General features: G+C 34.2%; 13 protein-coding genes. 6 read left to right on the top strand and 7 right to left on the bottom strand.

Going from position 1 to position 21082, the window contains the following annotated elements; translation table 11 throughout:
- Positions 1-17: 17 nt before the first annotated feature.
- The 6 genes from BD847_RS01560 to BD847_RS01535 all read right to left on the bottom strand — a co-directional run bounded on the left by BD847_RS01560 (position 18) and on the right by BD847_RS01535 (position 8054).
- The gene (locus BD847_RS01560; protein WP_115886510.1) at positions 18-1631 is read right to left on the bottom strand and encodes a CTP synthase; all 1614 of its coding nucleotides are present in this window, start codon (positions 1629-1631) and stop codon (positions 18-20) included.
- A gap of 409 nt (positions 1632-2040) precedes the next feature.
- Positions 2041-2277 (bottom strand): DUF3820 family protein, encoded by a 237-nt coding sequence (locus BD847_RS01555; RefSeq protein WP_115886509.1) that lies wholly within the window; start codon positions 2275-2277, stop codon positions 2041-2043.
- Positions 2278-2569: 292 nt separating this feature from the next.
- The gene (nagB, locus tag BD847_RS01550) at positions 2570-4498 is read right to left on the bottom strand and encodes a glucosamine-6-phosphate deaminase (RefSeq protein ID WP_115886508.1); all 1929 of its coding nucleotides are present in this window, start codon (positions 4496-4498) and stop codon (positions 2570-2572) included.
- 32 nt (positions 4499-4530) lie between these two features.
- On the bottom strand, positions 4531-5904 hold the full coding sequence (locus BD847_RS01545; protein ID WP_115886507.1) for a sugar MFS transporter: 1374 nt from the start codon (positions 5902-5904) through the stop codon (positions 4531-4533).
- A 167-nt stretch (positions 5905-6071) separates the two neighbouring features.
- Complete coding sequence (locus tag BD847_RS01540) at positions 6072-6953, bottom strand: sugar phosphate nucleotidyltransferase (protein WP_115886506.1); 882 nt, start codon at positions 6951-6953, stop codon at positions 6072-6074.
- A 9-nt stretch (positions 6954-6962) separates the two neighbouring features.
- Entirely contained in the window at positions 6963-8054 is a 1092-nt protein-coding gene (locus tag BD847_RS01535) for a mevalonate kinase family protein (protein ID WP_115886505.1), read from the bottom strand.
- 231 nt (positions 8055-8285) lie between these two features.
- Between BD847_RS01535 and BD847_RS01530 the strand changes: the two genes are divergently transcribed.
- Positions 8286-9326 carry a LacI family DNA-binding transcriptional regulator gene (locus BD847_RS01530; RefSeq protein WP_115886504.1) on the top strand — a complete coding sequence of 347 codons (1041 nt, stop codon included), beginning with the start codon at positions 8286-8288 and terminating at the stop codon, positions 9324-9326.
- A gap of 3 nt (positions 9327-9329) precedes the next feature.
- On the opposite strand, the gene BD847_RS01525 is transcribed toward BD847_RS01530, so the two are convergent.
- Positions 9330-9968 (bottom strand): sugar-binding protein, encoded by a 639-nt coding sequence (locus tag BD847_RS01525; protein WP_115886503.1) that lies wholly within the window; start codon positions 9966-9968, stop codon positions 9330-9332.
- A gap of 698 nt (positions 9969-10666) precedes the next feature.
- Here BD847_RS01525 and BD847_RS01520 point away from each other — a divergent pair.
- From BD847_RS01520 to BD847_RS01500, 5 genes are all read left to right on the top strand, one after another.
- Positions 10667-13750, top strand: a complete 3084-nt coding sequence (locus tag BD847_RS01520; protein WP_115886502.1) for a SusC/RagA family TonB-linked outer membrane protein — start codon at positions 10667-10669, stop codon at positions 13748-13750.
- Between the two features lie 36 nt (positions 13751-13786).
- Positions 13787-15298, top strand: a complete 1512-nt coding sequence (locus tag BD847_RS01515) for a RagB/SusD family nutrient uptake outer membrane protein (RefSeq protein ID WP_115886501.1) — start codon at positions 13787-13789, stop codon at positions 15296-15298.
- Positions 15299-15392: 94 nt separating this feature from the next.
- Positions 15393-16802, top strand: a complete 1410-nt coding sequence (locus BD847_RS01510; protein ID WP_115886500.1) for an aryl-sulfate sulfotransferase — start codon at positions 15393-15395, stop codon at positions 16800-16802.
- Positions 16803-16911: 109 nt separating this feature from the next.
- Positions 16912-17907 carry a c-type cytochrome gene (locus tag BD847_RS01505; RefSeq protein ID WP_115887315.1) on the top strand — a complete coding sequence of 332 codons (996 nt, stop codon included), beginning with the start codon at positions 16912-16914 and terminating at the stop codon, positions 17905-17907.
- Between the two features lie 43 nt (positions 17908-17950).
- The gene (locus BD847_RS01500) at positions 17951-20953 is read left to right on the top strand and encodes a glycoside hydrolase domain-containing protein (RefSeq protein ID WP_115887314.1); all 3003 of its coding nucleotides are present in this window, start codon (positions 17951-17953) and stop codon (positions 20951-20953) included.
- Positions 20954-21082: the final 129 nt, after the last annotated feature.

Raw genomic sequence — 21082 nt, 5'->3', positions numbered from 1 at the left:
CTTCTTAGAATTAATTATTATTTTTTATGCGCATTCACTGCAGCAGCCACAAAGTTTACAAAAATCGGATGTGGGTTTGCTACTGTACTTTTATATTCAGGATGATATTGTACACCAATAAAGAATGGGTGGTTTTCAAGCTCAACGATTTCAACCAATCCAGTATCAGGGTTTACTCCAGAAGCTTTTAAACCAGCTTTCTGCAATTCATCTGCATATTTATTATTGTATTCATAACGGTGACGGTGGCGCTCTGAAATTGTTTTTTCACCATAAATTCTGTGTGCCAAAGTGTTTGGTTTAATATCACATTTCCATGCACCAAGACGCATCGTTCCACCTTTGTCAGTGATTGTTTTTTGCTCTTCCATTAAATTCACAACCGGATGAGGCGTTTTATCGTTCATCTCAGTAGAATTCGCTTCAGCGTAACCTAAAATATTTCTAGAATATTCGATAACAGACATTTGCATTCCCAAACAAATTCCGAAGAAAGGAATATTGTTTTCACGAACGTAACGAACTGCTTCAATTTTTCCTTCAATACCTCTTTCACCAAATCCAGGAGCAACTAAAACCCCGTCAAGAGATCCTAATTTTTCTTCAACATTGTCTGCATTAATATGCTCTGAGTGAATTGAAATTACATTTACTTTAGTTTCATTTGCAGCACCTGCATGAATAAACGCCTCTAAAATAGATTTGTAACAATCTTGCATTTCTACATATTTACCAACTAAACCAATATTTACAGTTTGCTTTGGATTTTTTAATCTTTTTAAGAAAGTATTCCAGTTTTTAAGATCCGGAGATGCTTTTTTAGGCAAATCTAATTTCTTTAAAGCCACAACATCTAATCCTTCTTCAAGCATTAAATTTGGAACTTCATATATAGTAGAAGCATCAATTGACTGAATAACAGCTTCTTTTTTAACATTACAGAATAAAGCTAATTTCTGGCGTAATTCCTGAGACAATTCATGCTCTGTTCTACAAACCAAAATATCTGCTTTTATACCACTTTCCATTAAAGTCTTAACAGAGTGCTGTGTTGGTTTTGTTTTTAACTCACCCGCAGCAGCCAAATAAGGAACTAAAGTTAAATGAATAACGATTCCGTTATTTTCACCTAATTCCCAAACCAACTGACGAACAGATTCTATATAAGGTAACGATTCGATATCACCAACAGTTCCTCCAATTTCAGTAATTACAATATCATAATCGCCAGATTTACCCAGCAATTGCATTCTGTCTTTGATTTCGTTTGTGATATGAGGAACAACCTGAACCGTTTTTCCTAAAAATTCTCCTCTTCTTTCTTTTTCAATAACCGAAAGATAAACTCTTCCTGTAGTTACGTTATTAGCCTGAGAAGTTGGAACGTTCAAGAAACGTTCGTAGTGACCTAAATCCAAATCTGTTTCAGCACCATCATCTGTTACGTAACATTCTCCATGTTCATACGGATTTAATGTTCCCGGATCGACGTTGATATACGGATCAAATTTTTGAATAGTTGTACGGTATCCTCTTCCTTGTAACAATTTTGCCAAAGATGCCGCGATAATCCCTTTTCCTAATGAAGAGGTCACACCTCCTGTAACAAAAATATATTTTGTTTGATTCATTCTGTAGTTGTTTGTATTGTAGTTGTGTAAAAAACTTGGCAAAAGTACAAATTTTATTAGATAATTTATCTATTAGATAATGAGATAATTTTGCAAATTTTTAAACATATCGTTTACTTGATTTTGTAATCGATAATTTTAAGTTTTAATTAGGATTTTTTTTTGAGGAATGTCTTTAATTCTTAGTCAGAATATTTTTAAACAAGCTTTCAAGAGGTATTTTTCGAAGTAAAATAAATAGTGTCGCTATAAAAGTGCAAAAAAAAATATTATAATTTAAAAACACTGACTTGTACACATTTATGAATTCAAGCTTGAATTCTGTGGTATCATTTTGTTTTTGGAAATTATAATATTTTTGTATTTCAAACTTAAAAAAAATATTTTAATTAACAAAAGATTTTTCTTACTATTTAACAGGTTTCGGGTATTGCTTCTTAATATTGCGAATCAATTCTTCTAAACCATTTAATTTTAGTTCATAAATAAGCTGCAATTGCTGACCTAATTCTCCTTTTGGAAAACCTTTGTTATGATACCAGACCACATAATATTCCGGTAAATCGATTAAAAAACGACCTTCGTATTTCCCGAAAGGCATTTTGGTGTGTGCTAATTTTATAAGAAGTTTTTTGTCTTGATCCATAGTTTTCTTGTAGAAGAAAGAAGCAAGAGGAAAGACTTTATGCTACCTTTCTGCCTCAATTGCATACAAAACTATCATTTATTTTTTCTTTTTGCCACAGATTAAAAGGATTATATAAATTAAAAAACTTAGAACCTTCGCATCTCAACAACTTAGAAATTAAACAAAAAAAAGAAGCAAGAAAAAAGAATATAAAAATCCTCTCCTCCTGCTTCAAAAATATTATGTCAAAAAGTTTTCAGTCACAGATTTCAGTCACAGTCTTGTAACTAGCACTGCAAACTGAGACTTTTTAATAATGCCATCTCACGAAAGCTTCCATAGCTGCGTATGTTGCCAAACCTAATTGGTGATACAATTCAGCTGTTTCTCTGTTTCTGTCTTCAGCCCTTTGCCAGAACTCTCTTGCGTCAGTTCCCTGAAAAACAACACCATCTTTCTGAGATTGGTGTTTGAAGATTCCGTGACGTTTTGCCAAAACCTGATCAGGGCTCATTGGAACTGCCATTTCTACTTCGTCAATTCCCCATTCCTGCCAAGCTCCACGGTACAACCATAACCAACAGTCGTTCATGAATTCTTTTGGTTTTAAAACTTTTACAGCTTCAAAAATCGCGTCCAAACAAACTTTGTGTGTTCCGTGTGGATCTGCTAAATCTCCAGCAGCATAAATTTGGTGTGGTTTAATTTTTTCAATTAAATCAACTGTCAACTGAATATCTTCTGCTCCAATTGGTTTTTTCTCGATTGTTCCAGTTTCATAGAAAGGCAATTCCATAAAGTGAATTTGCTCGTCTGGCAAACCAACAAAATAACTTGTTGCTCTCGCCTCACCTTTTCTAATTAAACCTTTAATGTAACGAACTTCAGGAATATCTATTTCGCTGTTCTTTTTGTTCTGCAAGAATGCTTCAGCTTTTTTGTAAATATCATCTGCCTGCTCACTTTTGATTCCGAATTTCTCGTTATAATCAATCACGAATCTTGCAAAACGAAGCGCCTCATCATCAGCAACAGCAATATTTCCAGAAGTTTGGTAGGCTACGTGTACTTCATGTCCTTGCTCTTGCAGACGCATGAAAGTTCCTCCCATACTAATAATATCATCATCAGGATGCGGACTAAAAATCAATACACGTTTTTTAGCAGGTTCAGCTCTTTCCGGACGATTAGTATCGTCTGAATTTGGTTTTCCACCTGGCCACCCAGTAATTGTATTTTGTAATTTATTGAATATCTTAATATTAATATCATATGCCGGACCAGAATCTGCTAATAAATCGCTCATTCCGTTTTCGATATAATCCGCATCAGTAAGCATTAAAATTGGTTTTTTAAGGTCTAATGCTAATCCTAAAACCGCTTTACGAGTTAATTTATCTGTCCAAACGATTTTTTCAACCAACCAAGGTTTGTTGATTCTCGTTAATTTTGAAGAAGCTTCTTTATCTAAAATAAAAACTGCATTGTTATGCTCTTGCAAAAATGAAGCAGGAACTCTATTTGTAACTTCATCCTCAACAGATCTTTTTACAATATTCGCTTTTCCTTCACCCCAAGCTAATAAAATTACACGTTTAGCTTCCATGATTTTTTTAACTCCAAGCGTAATTGCAGTTCTTGGCGTATTATTCAAACCAAAGAAATCTTTACTTGCAGCAACTCTCGTAATATGATCTAATGCCACCAAACGAGTTTTAGAGTTTTGAAGTGAACCAGATTCGTTAAAACCGATGTGTCCGTTACCTCCAATTCCAAGAATTTGCAAATCGATTCCGCCTAAAGCTTCGATTTTAGCTTCGTATTCGTGGCAATAATCTGCAATTTGTTCTTTTGTCAAAAGTCCGTCAGGAACATGAGCGTTTTCTGGTAAAATATCGACATGATCAAACAAAAGTTCTTTCATAAAACGAACATAACTGTTGATTGAATTTGGTTCCATTGGATAATATTCATCCAAGTTAAAACTAATTACGTTTTTAAAACTCAATCCTTCCTCTTTGTGAAGACGCACTAATTCAGCATACAAACCTTTTGGAGAAGAACCTGTAGCTAAGCCTAGAATACATGGTTTTCCTTCATTTTGTTTTTCTTTTATTAAAGCTGCAATTTCCTGCGCTACTTCTTTTGAAGCTTCAGTTGAGTTTTCAAAAACAACCGTATTGATGTTTTCGAATCGTTTTTCGAAACCTGTTGCTTTGTCGATTTTACTTCTTAACATGATATATTATTTTTTTGTTTTTATCTTTTTAATTACCATTTTCTGTACTTATGCCCTTTTGCAGCATAAAACAAAATCATGGCATATGATGGCAACAACATTAAATACGCAAGCTGATTACCACTTCTTGAAACGTCTTGCATATTTTTTGCAACATTTGCAGCATTTATACTTTCAGTGATCATTCCGTAAAACAACGGGAAGACTGCACCACCAATAATTCCCATAATCAAAATTGCACTTCCAATCTTTGTATATCCTCCTAAATCCTGCAAAGCCATTGGCCAGATCGCCGGCCAACACAAAGCATTTGCCAACCCTAAAAGTGCTACTAAAAGAATCACTAAAGGAATATTTGGAGTTCCAGGCAATGCAATCATTATTTTTGGCGAAACCACTACAATTGCCACAACCAATATTAAACCAAGAATTCCTGAAACTTTTAAAGCTAAAACCTGCGACACATATTTAGGAATCAATACAATTCCAAGAATATATCCAATTACCATTGTTGACATAGTAAACGAAGTTAGTTTTAAGTAAAAGTTTCCTTCACTTCCATAAACTCCTAATTGTTTTCCAAAAGCACCAATTGAATCTCCGGCTAAAACTTCGGCTGATAAATACAACATTAAAGTAATTACCCCTAAAACTAATTGCGGATATTTAAATGCGTTTTTAATTTGCTTGAAAATATTTAAATGCGTTACATTTCCGTCCTCATCCAAATCAATTTCCGGTAAAGGAGAAAATTTCACTAACAGAGCTAAAACCGTAATAATCAATCCCATATAAAGATACGGTCTTTGTAATTGCAATGCAAGTGAATTTAAGGCATTTGTTTTTGACACTTCATCCATCAAAGCAATTTTATCTGCTGTAAAGTCTTGCATATTAGACAAAACCAAAACTGTAAGTACAATTGGCGCCACAAATCCGGCCAATTTATTTGCAATTCCTAAAACACTGATTCTTGCCGCTGCGCTTTCTCTCGGTCCAATTACTACAACATAAGGATTTGCAGCAGTTTGCAGAACCGCTAAACCAGTTCCCATTATAAATAATGCTATTAAAAACAAAAGAAAAGTTCGGCTTGAAGCTGCAGGATAAAACATAAAAGCTCCAGCTGCGATTATTAGTAATCCAAGCGAGATTCCGTTTTTATAGCCCACTTTTTCAATAATATAAGACGAAGGAATCGCCATAACGAAATAAGCAATGTAAAATGCAAAAGTCACAAAATACGCCTGAGAAGAAGTTAATTCGCAAGCTAATTCAAAAAACGGAATTAATGGCCCGTTCAGCCAGGTTACAAATCCTAGGATAAAAAACAATAAAGTTAAAATCACCATCGGGACGATGGCGCTCTTTTTCTCTACTTCTAATGTACTTTGAATGGTTGTCATAATTTTTGGGTTGATTGGTTTATAGATTTATTTTTCCTCCAAATCTAAATTAGAATCAACACTTTTATTATTGATTGCGTAATTTATGCAAATATCTGCATTTTTTTTGCAAAACAAAAGTAGTACATTAAATTTCCTTAATTTCTAATTTAGATATGAAAGTTTTGTTAATTTTTGCTATTCCAGTTTAAATCAGGGTAATATTTTGCCAAATATGTTTTTACTTCGGCAATATCTTCCTTAGCAGTTAAGTCTGGAACGTGCTCAGAAAATGGAATTCCGACAGTAGTATTCGGGTTTTCTTTCACCGAATTCAAAAGTACAGTAGGCAATTCTTTTTCATCACGCTCAGGATGAACCGGACAATTTTTAAGATGCGTGTATAATGTTTTACCATTAAATTTAAAAGCATTCATACTCACTCTGATTTTTCCTTCTGAATCTTTATACTGTTCTAAAACATCCTCTGAAGGTTTTTCCAGAATATCCAAAAGCTGATTATTTGCATCTAATTTTGCAATAGCAAAGCGCGAAATTCTTTCAGAAGGAAATTCCATTGCATCACGATCATAACTGATAAATGCGTTAGGGCTTTCGGTTTCTCTCAGCGCACGTAAAGCTTCAGCCGAATATAAATTATCACTATTACAAACTGAATAGAACTGTGAGTTCAGTTCCGGATATTGCTCAACAGCCTGAAACAATGCGTCTGCCGTACCAAATGGCTTAACTCTTCCTTCCGGAATATATTGAACAGCAAATGAAATATTTAGACCATGAAAATCATTATTTTCCATTTCACTTCCGTAAAACTCCTTAAACAATTCACCTTGTTCTCCTATAATAATATAGATATTTTCATAGCCTGCTTTTTTCGCATTCCACAAAAGATAATCCAAAAGAGGTCTTCCGCTTGCGCCAACGCCAATTAAACCCTTACTTCTTTCGTTCGCCTGTGCAATTTCTTCTGGCGATAAATTGTCCAAAATTGCTTCTTTTTTCATTCGGGAAGATGCTCCTCCTGCCAGAATAACTAAATTGTTGTGCATATTAATTTTTTAAATTTCTGTATTTTCAATAATTCTCACCCCAGGATCAACCGTAACAGCATACGCTTCTTGTGCTCCAGCGGCTAAGATAGCCTCTATTACCTCATTTTCTTTTGCAGGATCTGCAATAACCACAATGCTTCCGCCACCGCCTGAACCTACGATTTTTGCGCCGTAAGCTCCAGCTCTTAAAGCAGCATTTATCATTGCATCGATTCTTGGAACTGTGATTTTTAGTAAATCACGTAATACTTCATGATGCCCATTCATAAGACTTCCAATTTTTTTAAGATCTAAAACTGGTTTTTCAAACTCTTTTAAGGCTTCTTTTGTATAATGATAATTTTTAATTGCCGCTTCAAAATATGGAATCAAACGATCCGGAAGGCAATTTCGGTATTTATCCAAATCCTGAATTTCTGATGTATTCAAATCAAAAGCAGGATAATTTAGTTTTACAAGATCAATTGCCATTAAAGCATTTCCTTTCAACTCACCTATTAATCCAATAGTTTCTTTAGGCACACCAGAAACTCCAGTAATTAAACCTTTTAACTGAGTTCCTATTACATTAAAAGAAAAAGGCATTTTTGTATTAATATGAACAATATTCCCGACACCTATACTAAAATGATCCATCATTCCGCCTGGTTCCCCGTGCTCTAAAACTTCCGATTCGTATCCTAATTTTGAAAGAAGTTCTGGCGTCACTTCATGATTTACACCAAAGGCATCAATCAAAAATCGAATCCAGGCCATTAATAATGCAGAAGAACTCGACGTTCCTGAATTGATCGGAATATCGCCTGTAATAGTAATATCATATCCAACAGTTGGGATACAGCCATATCTGCGTAATACACGTAAGGAAGACGCAAAATAATCACGCGGTTCCAATTCTTCAAAAGTAGCATTGATATCAATAATACGAACTTCGTCAATATCAATCATATTAATAACGAAATTGTGTGTGTTATTTTGCTTAGCAGTTAGTTTTATATTTCGATTTATAGCACAGGCTATAACAGGCAGTCCTAAATAGTCCTGATGGTCTCCAAAGAGACATGTACGACCGGGGGCTAATGAAGTAATTTCTTTCACTTAAAAATTTGCATTAAAACATTGTAATTCAATAAACTACAATATAAATTGATTATAAATTTGTTTTACTTTTTGGGTTTTGATTCCACGAAACTATATATTATATTTTGATAAAACAAGAAAAAACCAAAAAATGTGCTCGAACACACCAAAATAATGTTCTCGAGCACACAATTATATTTCGGTGTTTTTTTTTCTTATAATTAAATCAAAGTTTCTATATTTGCTTATATGGATAAAAAATATACAATAAAGGATATTGCAAAAATGGCCGGAGTTTCTAAAGGAACTGTCGATCGCGTTTTGCATAACAGAGGAAAGGTTTCTCCTACGGCACTTGAGAAAATCAATGAGGTTCTGAATGTTATCGATTATGAACCCAACTTAATTGCCCGAAATTTAAAAAACACAAAAGTATATCGTATTTGTGTTTTATTACCAAATCCCGAAATCGATCCGTACTGGCTTCCATGCGTCAACGGAATTCAGGATGCCATAACCGAATTTAAAGCCTACAGTGTTATTATTGAAACACATTACTTTAATCCGGAAAGCAAAAAATCCTTTTTGAAAACCAACGAAGAAATTATAGAGAAATCTCCTGATGCTGTTTTACTGGCACCTTTGTTCCATAAAGAAACTCTTGAAATCATAAAACAATATGATGAATTGGGAATTATGGTAAACACATTTAACAATCAGGTTGAATCTTCTTCTATTAAAAGTTTTGTGGGACAGGATTTATACAAAAGTGGCCGAGTGGCTGCAAGTTTAATGAATCTAATTCTGCCAAAAGGCCAAATTGCAATCATCCATATTGACGAAAGCCTAAAAAATGCAGTTCACATGCAAGAGAAAGAAAAAGGTTTCAGAAATTATTTTGACGAAAAAAATCTTTCTGATTTTTCTATAACTACATTAAAACTTAAGCATTCAAATATAGAATCGAAATTTTCTGTTTTTCTGGAAGAGAATCCGGATCTGAAAGGAATTTTCATTACAACATCAAAAGCCTATCAAATTGCCACCCTTTTATCTTCTTTACAAAACAAAAAAGTGGCTTTGATTGGATATGACTTAATAGAAAAAAATGTCCAGTTTCTTAATACGGGATTAGTACATTTCCTTATTCATCAAAATCAAAAAAGACAGGCTTATCTTGGAGTAAGTACTTTAGTAGACCACTTTTTGTTCCGTAAAGAAATTCCGGACACAATATTGCTTCCTATTGATATTATCAATGTAGAGAATGCTTCTTTTTATGTTTCATAAAATTTAAACCATTAATTTAAATTTTCCAAAAGAAGAAGCAATATGAAAATTAGGCGTCTCTGTAAGCGGATCTACCCATGAAATCCAAGTAGGTTCGTATTCTTGATTTTCTATTTCTGAGAACTTCGCTCGGTAAACACCTGTTTCTATTATATTATTATGTATTAAATTCAATTCGTTTAAGGATTGAATACTAATTTTTCCTTCAACAGTAAATGAAACATCATCTTTTGACGGTTTCAATTCTAATCCTTTTTTAGGCCAGTTCCAGTTAAAATCGAAATTCTTATTCGGCAGCGCTTTAAAATCCATGATTCGGGCTGCAGTATCCATTTCAAGACAATAATACGGATTCAAAGTATTATCTGCTCTAAAAAACAATTCTACACGATCAGAGTTCCCAATACTTTCTACCGAGTCATCTTTTCGATCAATATAAATATCGGTATCAAAAACTCTAAAATTAAAATACAAAAACTCAAGATCCCATAACGCACGAAATTCTATTTTAGAAAATGACTCCGTTTTCCAGGGCGAAGAAAAATCAGTAAGGCAATTTGCATTTTCCCATAAATCTGAATTCAAAATTCCAGCATTTGTCAGCTGATTTTTTTCTATTAAAGCTACTTGATATTCCTTCACAATATTAATCTTAAAATATGTTAAAATTTATTTTCTTTCAAAGTGCAAAATGACCTCAAATCTCTTCCGAATTTAAGGTATTTTTTACAAAGACGAATATAGATTATTTTTTAAGAAAAAAACACTGATAAAATAATAAAATAAGACAGTCACAGTCTTAAAAAAGCATAAGAAAAGCCTTGCGTATTTTACAATATTTAGATTTTGTGATTGCGAAATTCATAAGAATTTACCATTACTTTATTTATATTCCATCTAAATGACAATTCTATATAAAAATACCTTAATTACATAGACAATTTCATTACTAGAATAATTTATAAAAATCCCATCATTTTAAGTCAAAAAAAACGATTCGTACAATTTTATGTGCTCGAGAACATAAATTTCGTGTGTTCGAGCACATTTTTTGTGCTTTTTCTTGTTTTATAAAAATATAATCAATAGTTTCGTCGGACAATAATCTTAAAACTACGTTAATTAAGTAAAAATCTGATTGGTTATAATACCTCAAAAACAGATGAAAATAGGCTAAAAGACGTACCAAAAGATTAAAAAATATGGAGAGTAAAATTTCAAAAAAGCAAATTCAGTTACAGGCCATTTTAAAAAAAATGAATTTGTAAAAAACAAAAAAGAAATCCAAAACTTACAAAGAGCAAAAAACAATTAAACATTAACCAAAACCAATTTTAAGTATGAAATTATTAACCCAAAAAAAGCCAAGAGATTTTCGGATTAACAATTTATCCGGAAAAGAATTCAAACTAACATTGTTATCCTTATTAGTTTTTACATTTCAGGCTCCGGCGGCTTCATCAATAAAAGCGTCAGAGAAAGACAATGCTTCGCTGTTTTTTGAAAAAACAATAAAAGGAACCGTTACAGATCAAAACGGATTACCACTTCCTGGCGTAAACGTTGTTGTAAAAGGGTCAAACAAAGGTGTCCAGACCGACGTTGACGGAAGCTTTGCTATTACTGTACCAGACAATGTAACTAAACTAATCTTTACTTACATTGGTATGGAAGATCAGGAAGTTACAGTAGGCAATTCACCTATTAAAGTTGTCATGAAAGAAGCAGGACAAAAGCTGGACGAAGTAGTTATTGGATACGGGAAATCAAAGAAAAAAGATCTTACCGGTTCTGTAGCTTCTATTGGAAAGGACAACTTAAACTTAGGCGGAACGGTTGCCAATGTAGGTCAAGCCTTGCAAGGTCGTGCTTCGGGAGTTCAGGTTCAGCAAAATAGTTATGCTCCTGGAACTTCTCCATCAGTTATCATTAGAGGAGGAAACTCTATTAATACGTCTAACGCGCCGTTATATGTAGTTGATGGATTTATTACTAGTACTGGAGCATCTATTAGCCCAAATGATATTGAAAACATCCAAATTCTGAAAGATGCTGCATCAACAGCAATTTACGGTGCACGTGGAGGAAATGGAGTTATTCTTATCACTACTAAAAAAGGAAAATCAGGAAAAATGATGGTTGAGGCCGAAATTTCAGACGGTTTCCAAAATATTATCAAAGAACCTTCATTACTTAATGGACAACAATATGCTGATATTCAAAATGCAATAGCACTTGAAAATAAAATACCACCAATTTTTCCAGCTAGTTTTCCAATAGCCAATACAAATTGGTTTGATGCTGCAACGCGTCCCGGAGAAGTATTAAATAGAACGCTTACTTTTAGCGGAAGCGATCAAAGTTCTAAATTTTTCCTTTCAGGAAATTACCTGAAACAAACCGGAGCTATTGTAAACACTGATTTCGAGAGATATACTGTTAGAATGGGTGGCGAAAAAAGATTTAATTCAAAATTAAACATGGGAACTAACGTTTACGGTGCTGTAAGCGAAGGAAACAATAGTGATTTTGGAGACAACATTTTATCTCCAATGTTTTCTATCCAGACTGCTCCTCCAACAATCCCTATTTATAATGCTGACGGTTCTTATTATAAATATCAAGGAAAAGATAATGCCTTGGCTTTACTTTTAGAACCAACAAATCACGTTATCAATAGAATGGTTAACGGAAATATGTTTTTAGATTATGAAATTATCAAAAATCTAACTTATCATTTTGGTGCAGGTGCTGAATGGCAAGAAAACATTGAAGGAAAATATACTCCAAGTACTTTAGTAGCAGGAGCTGCGTTAAAAGGTTCTGGATCTGAGGAAAATAAAACATATTTCAGATGGAGTACAGAGCAATATTTGACCTATAAATTTGCTATCGAACAACACGCTGTAACAGCCATGATTGGAACTTCTAATCAAAAGGATACTTATGAAAGAGTAAGAGCGGCAGGTACTGGTTTTTCTAGTGATTTACTTACTTACTACAATCTACAGGGAGCTGCGGTTTATTTGAAACCGGAAACAGAAAAAACAGAAACGAAACTGACTTCTTATTTCGGAAGGTTAAACTATTCATTTAATGATAAATATCTTGCAACTTTTACAATAAGAAAAGATGGTTCTTCTCGTTTTGGACCAAACAATAAATTCGGAATTTTCCCTTCTGGTGCTGTTGCATGGAAAATGTCTAATGAGCCATTCATTCAAAACCTTAATACTTTTTCTGAACTTAAGTTAAGAGCGAGTTATGGTATTACCGGAAGTGATGGAATTGGTGATTATTCATATATGAGTAGATTGACATCATGGGGTGTAATTATTGCTCCAGATGATTTTGTTGCCGGTACTGAACCAGCCAATTTAGCAAACCCTAATTTAAAATGGGAAGAAACTGCACAAACCAATTTAGGTTTAGATATGGGCTTCTTTAACGACAAATTAAGTATTACTATTGATGCTTACAAAAAAAGAACTACTGATGCATTACTTAATGTTCCTGTTGGAGGATGGTGGGGATTTGGCACACAAAGAGTTAACTCTGGAGTTATTGATAATAAGGGGATTGAATTAGGGATTAGTACTGTCAATTTCAAAAATGATAAATTCAATTGGACTAGCTCTTTAAATCTAGCTTACAACAAACAAGAAATTGTTTCTCTAGCAGATAATGTTAAAATCATTAGTACAAATACTTCAAATCCAAGCGGTACAGTATCTGGGCAAGAATTCACAAGATTAGAGCCAGGAAAAGAAATGGGTGTCTTATATGGTTATAAATATGCAGGTGTAATTAAAACAGGAGAAACTTATGCTGCTCAACCTGATTCTAAACCGGGAGATCCAAAATATGAAGATTTAAACGGAGATGGTGCCATTACAGCTGCAGATAGAACCTATTTAGGGAATTCTATACCACATTTTATCGCTGGGCTTAACAATGATTTTAGATTTGGAAATTTTGATATGAATATCTTTTTCCAAGGTGCTTTTGATTATTCTGTTTACAACATGACAAGAATGGTTGGTGAGTCATCAACAAGCACAGATGCTTTAAATCGCTGGGTTGCCGGAACTAACGAAAACACTGATATTCCAAGAGATGGATATTACAAAAGCAAATATGGAAGCTATGTAAATTCAAAATTTGTTGAAGAAGCATCATATGTACGTTTGAAAAATATCTCTATTGGATATACTCTTCCGGAAAGCGCTATAAGACAAGCTAAATTTATAGATAGTATCAGATTATATGCTATTGGTCAAAATTTAGCAACTTTTACTAATTATTCTGGAAATGATCCAGAGGTAAACGGACATTCGACAAATAATTTAGGTGGAGGAATCGATTTTAATTCATTCCCGGCTTCAAGAACCTTTATCTTAGGTATTAAAGTAGCAATTCACTAGTCTAACAGCTTTTTTGGTAACATTAAATTTATTAAAATGAAAAAATATACACTATTATTACTTATACTTGCTGCAGGAGCGCAATACTCGTGCAATCAGGATCTTGAACCTACGGTGTATAGTAATTTGACGAATACCAATGGGTATCAAACAAAGTCAGATGCTATCGCCGCAGTCAATTCAATTTATGGTCGTCTAAAAGGGCCTTCTGTTGGCGATAACTTTTCTTACTGGGCCACAAGACACTTTGCATTAACAGATATTGCAACAGATTTAGGTCACTGCCAATTTGGAGGTGATCCTGGACAATTATCTTTGGGAACATGGAATTCAACTAATGGATTGTTACGTGAAGACTGGAATGCTATGTATAAATTAATTGCAAATGCTAACAATGCAATTTTTAATATTACACCAATGGGCGGTATTTCCGGTGCTGAAAAAGCACAATTTATTGCTGAAGCCAAATTTTTAAGAGCTTCTGCTTACATGGATTTAACTGATTCTTGGGGACCTGTTATTTTAATTACAGAAGCTAATTTAGGAAATCCAGGTTATTTAGATCAAACTCCACCATCATCAGTTGAAGAAATCGATGCTTTTCTGATTAAAGAACTAACAGAAGCAGCAGATGTACTACCAGTTAATTACAAATCTAACGCAATATATGATAGTAATGATGTTGGTCGTGCTACAAAAGGCGCTGCACTTACATTACTAATGAAACTTTATATGCGTAGTCATGAGTGGCAAAAAGCAGCGACACTTACTCAAACAATCATAAACCTTAATGAGTACAGCCTTTATCCTTCGTATTTAGGATTATTTAAAGAAAGTAACAAATGGTGTAGTGAAAACATCTTCTCGTCTCTTAGTGATGCAAATACAAACGGAACTGAGTTACTAAATCACTTTGGACCAGTAAACCATCCAGTAGTTCAAAACAGATGGCAATATTACACTGTAAACTGGGATTTCTACAATAAATTTGGTGATGAGGATGAAAGAAAACAATGCTTTTTCCCTGAATATACAGGAATCGACGGTTTAGTATACAAGCAAGCACCATCAATGGGAGCTGAACCACCGGAAGGCGAATTTTATATGCAAGATGTCGCAACAAGAAAATATGCCGATGATGAAACTACAACTTATTATGATGGTCACAGTGTAAACATCCTGCGTTATGCAGATGTCTTATTGTGCAGAGCTGAAGCCTTGAACGAAATTAACGGACCAACAATTGAGGCGATTAATCTTATCAATCAGGTAAAAGGAAGATCACATGCAAAGTTGTTGGTATTAGCTGAACATACTCAAACTAGTTTAAGAGATGCAATTCTTCAAGAAAGAGGCTGGGAATTTTTCTACGAAGGAAAACGCCGTGCCGATTTAATAAGAATGAACAAATACGATGTACTTGTAAATGCTTATCATATTAGAGTTGGTGATCCTGCACCTATAAAAATGCCACAAAATAAGTATTACACTTATCCACAAAGTCAGGTGGATCTTAACCCACAGTTAAGTAACGCCGATAGACAATAAAAACAAGTTTAATCAAGAATAGACAGTTTAATGTCTGTCTATTCTTGATTTTTTTATAAAAAAACTTTTCTGTTTCATATAAGAAGCTTTTAAGATGATAAAAAAATTAATACACTGGAGTTTCATTTGGGTTCTGCTTGTTTTTGCAAGTTGTTCCAAAAATCAGAGCAATGATATCGTAAATATCAATATTGGCACTCATAGCAACAACGAATTGAAAATTCAAATCGATGTTACTACGCATGACAACGCAGAAGTATTTGTAGAATATTGGTCTGATAAAAAAGGAATACAAAGCAAACTAGCTTCTCCTGTTTCAAAATCCGGTCTTAAACATTCTTTGGTTCTTTGCAATATTTCTCCTGAAACAAATTATAGTTTTCAGGTAGTTACTAGTAAAGACGGTGATAAAAAATCCAGTAAAGTTTATACTTTCAAATCCCGAAAACTACCGGAATGGCTACAAAAACAATTTAAAGCCAATTGTCCAAAACCAGAATTATTACCGGCGAATTTCAAAAAAGGGTTTATGCTTTTGGCTAAAAGAGAAACTCCCGGAACTGCCTATATTGTAGATTACAAAGGAAATATAAGATGGTATCATACCCTTGAAGACACAGGTTTTAAAGTAGTTCATTTTACAAAAGAACAAACGATACTTTCGATTTTGGGCACAAATGATGAACCTACAAGTTACGGAAGCGAAATTCTTGAAATCAATCTTCAAGGCGACACTTTAACTCATATCAAAAAAGGTCAGGGCGATTTGAAACAAGCTATTCATCATGAAATTTTAAAGAAATCAGCTAATGAAATTGTGACTATTACTGTTGATCAAAAAATAATGGATCTGACTTCCATTGGAGGAAAAAAGAGAGATACCATCAACGGAGATGGAATTGTAATTCTTGACAAAAAAGGAAAACAACTATGGAAATGGAGTGTTTTTGATGAATTGGATCCTATGAAAGACAAGAATCTTTTGAAAACCAAAAAAGACTGGACACACGCCAATAGTTTGAATTATGATAAAGACGGAAATTTTTTACTCTCTTTTTATAACAACGGACAAATTTGGAAAATTGACTCTAAAACCGGAAAAGTAATCTGGAAATTAGGAAAAGACGGAACAATGAAAATGTCTCCAAACACTAATTTCTCTCAGGCGCATGCCGCACATATTGATCAGGAAGGAAGTTTATTATTTTTTGATAATGGTGTAGATATAAAACAATCCTCTGTTTTTGCTCTTAAAGTGGACGAAAAAGGCAACACAGTAAATCTCGATTTTCATATAAAATTACCAACAGATATTTATAATGACAGAATGGGAAGTGCTTACATGGTTGATAAGGATGCCATATTAGTTTGCTGTTCTAAAAGACACATAACGGTTTTAACAAATAAAAAAGGCGTATTACTTTGGGCTTTAGAATCTGAAATTCCGCCTTATCGTACACAGTTTATTGAAGAAGAAAAACTAAAACCTTTTCTTCAAAATTAGAAAGATTTCCTGCAAGGTTTTGCAAACCTTGTAGATTTAAATACAAAACGAATACCTACAAGGTTTGCAAAACCTTGCAGAAAAAGAAATAAGATTAAAAATAGTAACCATGAAAAAAATAATTCTTATCGGACTTTTTTCAGCTTTGCCAGTAATTGTTTTCAATTCCTGCACGAAATCAAACTCACAAACTTTAACAGCAAAAACCGATAAAGCTGACGATGAAGGTTACATCACAATTGATACTTCTAAAATTCCAGACGATCAATTTGGAGAATCGGTTCGCTACGGAAGAGAACTAATGCTGAAAACAGCTTATTATATTGGCCCAAATGGAATAAACGGAAAGTATCTGGGCAATAAAATGAACTGCACCAATTGTCATCAGGATGCGGGAACTAAGCCTCATGCTTTCAACTTATTGTCATCACATGATAATTATCCGCAATACCGAGGGCGCGAAAATAAGGTGCTTACTTTAGCAGAAAGAGTTAATAACTGTATAATGCGTCCACATTCTGGAAAACCGCTTCCGTTGGATAGTAAAGAAATGGTGGCGTTTTTATCTTACTTTAAATGGATTAGCAAATTTGTTCCAAAAGATGGTAATTTTAAAGGCGCAAAAAATTTAGAAATTGAATTTCCAGACGTTGCTGCAAGTCCAGAAAGAGGAAAAGCCTTGTTCATTGAAAATTGTGCACGTTGTCACGGAAATAATGGCGAAGGTGTATACAACGCCGATAAATCTGGTTACACTTATCCTCCTCTTTGGGGTGAATATGGTTACCAGCCAGGTTCGAGTATGCATCGCGTTATCAAACAAGCGCAATGGCTTAAAAACAATATGCCTTACGATAAAGTACAACCCGGCAAACCTTACCTTACAGACAAAGAAGCACTTGATATTGCTGCGTTTGTAAACGACGATAAAATCCATTCAAGACCAAACCCTAAAACATTTGATTATCCGGATAAAATGGGCAAACCAATTGATTACTCACACAGTCCTTTTCAAGATAATTTTTCAGAAGAACAGCATAAATATGGTCCTTACAAACCTATTATTGCCTATTGGAAAAAGCAAGGATGGAAAGCCGTTTACTAAATTCAAAAAAAATCTCAGACTATTTAACCTGAACATTAAAACAATGAAACTAAATCTTAAAAACAAACAACTTCTAAACAGAATACTAATTCTGTGTCTTTTGACGATCAGTATTCCGTTAACCGCACAAATAAAATATTCTTCTGCCAATGACAGCTGGAATCCCAACCAACTAGGAAATCATCGTGTTGTACTGGCCTTTTCTGGTTCAGGAAATGTTGCTAAAGCTACAATTGAATGGCGCAGAAGGGATGATAAACCCGAACTAAAAAAAATCATCGTTCAGGATGCATCTGGTAAGGAAATTCAAAATACAAAAACAGAAAACATCAATAGAGAAAACGGTACAATTTACTTTGAACCTATTTCAGGAAAAGGAACCTACTACGTTTATTACATGCCGTATGTTGACGAAGGAACTGCAAATTATCCAAAAGGAATTTATCAGAAACCTGAAAACAAGGCAAATGCTCAATGGCTGTCTAATATAAAGGCAAACTTAAAAGACAATACTTCTGTAACAGAAATTCAGAGTGTCAATGAATTCAATAGCTTCTATCCAATGGAAGTGATTGCTACGGCTTCTGAGACTTCAGCTCTTGTTGCAAAAAACAGCGGAAATTCATTTTTGGTTTTCCCTGAAGATAGAGAACATTCTATCAAATTAAAATCTGATTTACCACAAAGATGGATTCAGAAAGGCGTTCAAAATAGTTTTTCTGACACTGCAAAGAAAGGCGAATATTTAGCTTTTCAATTAGGAGTTTATGCTCTTGAAGATTTAAAAAATGTAAAAGTATCTTTTACCAATTTAGTAAGTACAGCTGGAGCAACAATAGAAGCTAAAGACATTAGCTGTATCAACACTGACGGAACTAGATATGATGGTACTCCTTTTACAAATACAGTTTCAGTTTCAAAAGGAAAAATTCAGGCAATGTGGTGCGGTATTGATGTTCCACAAACGGCTGCTGCAGGAACTTATTCAGGAAAAGCGACTGTAATTGCTGACGGAAAATCAAAAGAAATCACGCTTCAAATAACGGTTTCTAACGAAGTAACGAAAAATGGAGGAATTGACAGTCCTGAAAAAATGACGCGTCTAAAATGGTTAAATTCAACATTAGCTCAGGAAAATACAGTTATTGCCCCTTATACTCCACTAACAGTAAACAATTCTGAAATTTCATTATTAGGAAGAAAATTGATTTTGGCTGCAAACGGATTCCCTGCTCAGATTCAGACTTTTTTCACTCCTGAAATGACTTCTGTAACTACAAAAGCGAATGATGTTTTAAGTGCGCCAATCGATTTTCATTTTGTTGATGCCGCTGGAAAAGAAGCGCAATGGAAAAATAGTGGTGTAAAATTCACTAAAAAAGAAGCTGGAACAGTTTCTTGGGAAAACACTTCAACTTCAAAATCAGTTCAGATGGATGTAAATGCTTCTATCGAATTTGATGGTTTTGTACATTATATTGTTAAAGTTACAGCTCTTGAAGATGTATCTTTTAATGACATTAATTTCCAAATGCCAATTCAGCCAACATCTGCAAAATATATGATGGGATTAGGTCAGAAAGGTGGCGATCGTCCTGCAACTTTCGACTGGAAATGGGATGTTGCGCATAAAAATCAAGACGGAGCCTGGATAGGTGCTGTAAATTCTGGATTGCAATTTTCTTTAAGAGACGAAAAATACAGCCGTCCGTTAAACACGAATTTCTATTTACAAAAACCTTTATTGCTTCCAACTTCTTGGGGTAACGAAAATAAAGGTGGAATTACTGTCAATACAAATCAAAAATCGGTTCTTGTAAATGCATACAGCGGTGCAAGAACAATGAAAAAAGGCGATGTTTTATACTATAATTTCAATTTATTAATTACGCCATTCCATACAATTAATACCGATTTTCAATGGGATACGAAGTTTTACCACAAATACAGCCCAATCGATTCTATTGCAAAAACTGGTGCAACTGTAATTAATATTCACCACGCAAATGCAATTAATCCTTATATCAATTATCCTTTTATTGAATTTAAAAAGATGAAAACGTATATCGATGAAGCGCACGAAAAAGGTCTAAAAGTAAAAATCTACAATACAGTTAGAGAGGTTTCAAACAAAGCTTATGAAACTTTCGCTTTAAGAAGTTTAGGTCACGAAATCTATTCTCCAGGAAAAGGAGGCGGATTCTCTTGGTTACAGGAACACGTTGGAGATGATTATATCGCAGCTTGGTTTGTACCTGAAATTAAAGATGCAGCTATTGTAAACAGTGGCATGAACCGTTGGCATAATTACTATGTTGAAGGAATGAATTGGTTAACTCAAAATGTTGGCATTGACGGAATTTATCTGGATGACGTTGCTTTTGACAGAATTACAATGAAACGTATCAAAAGAGTGTTGACTAAAGATGGACATCCTGGAATTATCGATTTGCACAGTGCTAATCAGTACAACAAAAGCGACGGATTCAACAATAGTGCAAACTTATACATGGAGCACTTTCCATACATCAATAAATTATGGTTTGGAGAATACTTTGATTATGAGAAAAATCAACCTGACTTTTTCTTAACTGAAGTAAGCGGAATTCCTTTCGGATTAATGGGAGAAATGCTTCAGGATGGAGGAAATCCTTGGAGAGGAATGGTTTACGGAATGACTAACAGATTACCTTGGAGCGACGGTGCAGACCCAAGAAACATCTGGAAAGTTTGGGATTCTTTCGGAATCAAAGGTTCTGAAATGATTGGATACTGGAGCGAAAACTGTCCGGTAAAAACAAACAACGAGAAAGTTCTTGCAACAGTTTACAAAAAGAACGGAACAGCATTAATTTCAATTGCAAGCTGGGCTGATGCTGATGTAAATGTGAAATTGAATATTGACTGGAAAAAACTAGGAATCAATCCTGCAAAAGCAACAATTACTGCTCCTGAAGTTACCAATTTCCAGCCTGCAAAAACGTTCACAGCAAAAGACGAAATACCAGTTTCGAAAGGAAAAGGATGGTTGTTGATTGTTAAGTAATGATCTAAATCAAGATTTTGTGCCGTTGGGCACTAAATATTGGTAGAAAACACGAATTGAAATAGATTTAGCGTGCCGTAGGTACGCAATAACTATCGTTTTGTTGCGTACCTACGGCACGCTTGATAT

The organism is Flavobacterium cutihirudinis (assembly GCF_003385895.1).
Classification (GTDB): Bacteria; Bacteroidota; Bacteroidia; order Flavobacteriales; family Flavobacteriaceae; genus Flavobacterium; species Flavobacterium cutihirudinis.
This window is presented reverse-complemented; position numbering and strand designations above follow the sequence as displayed.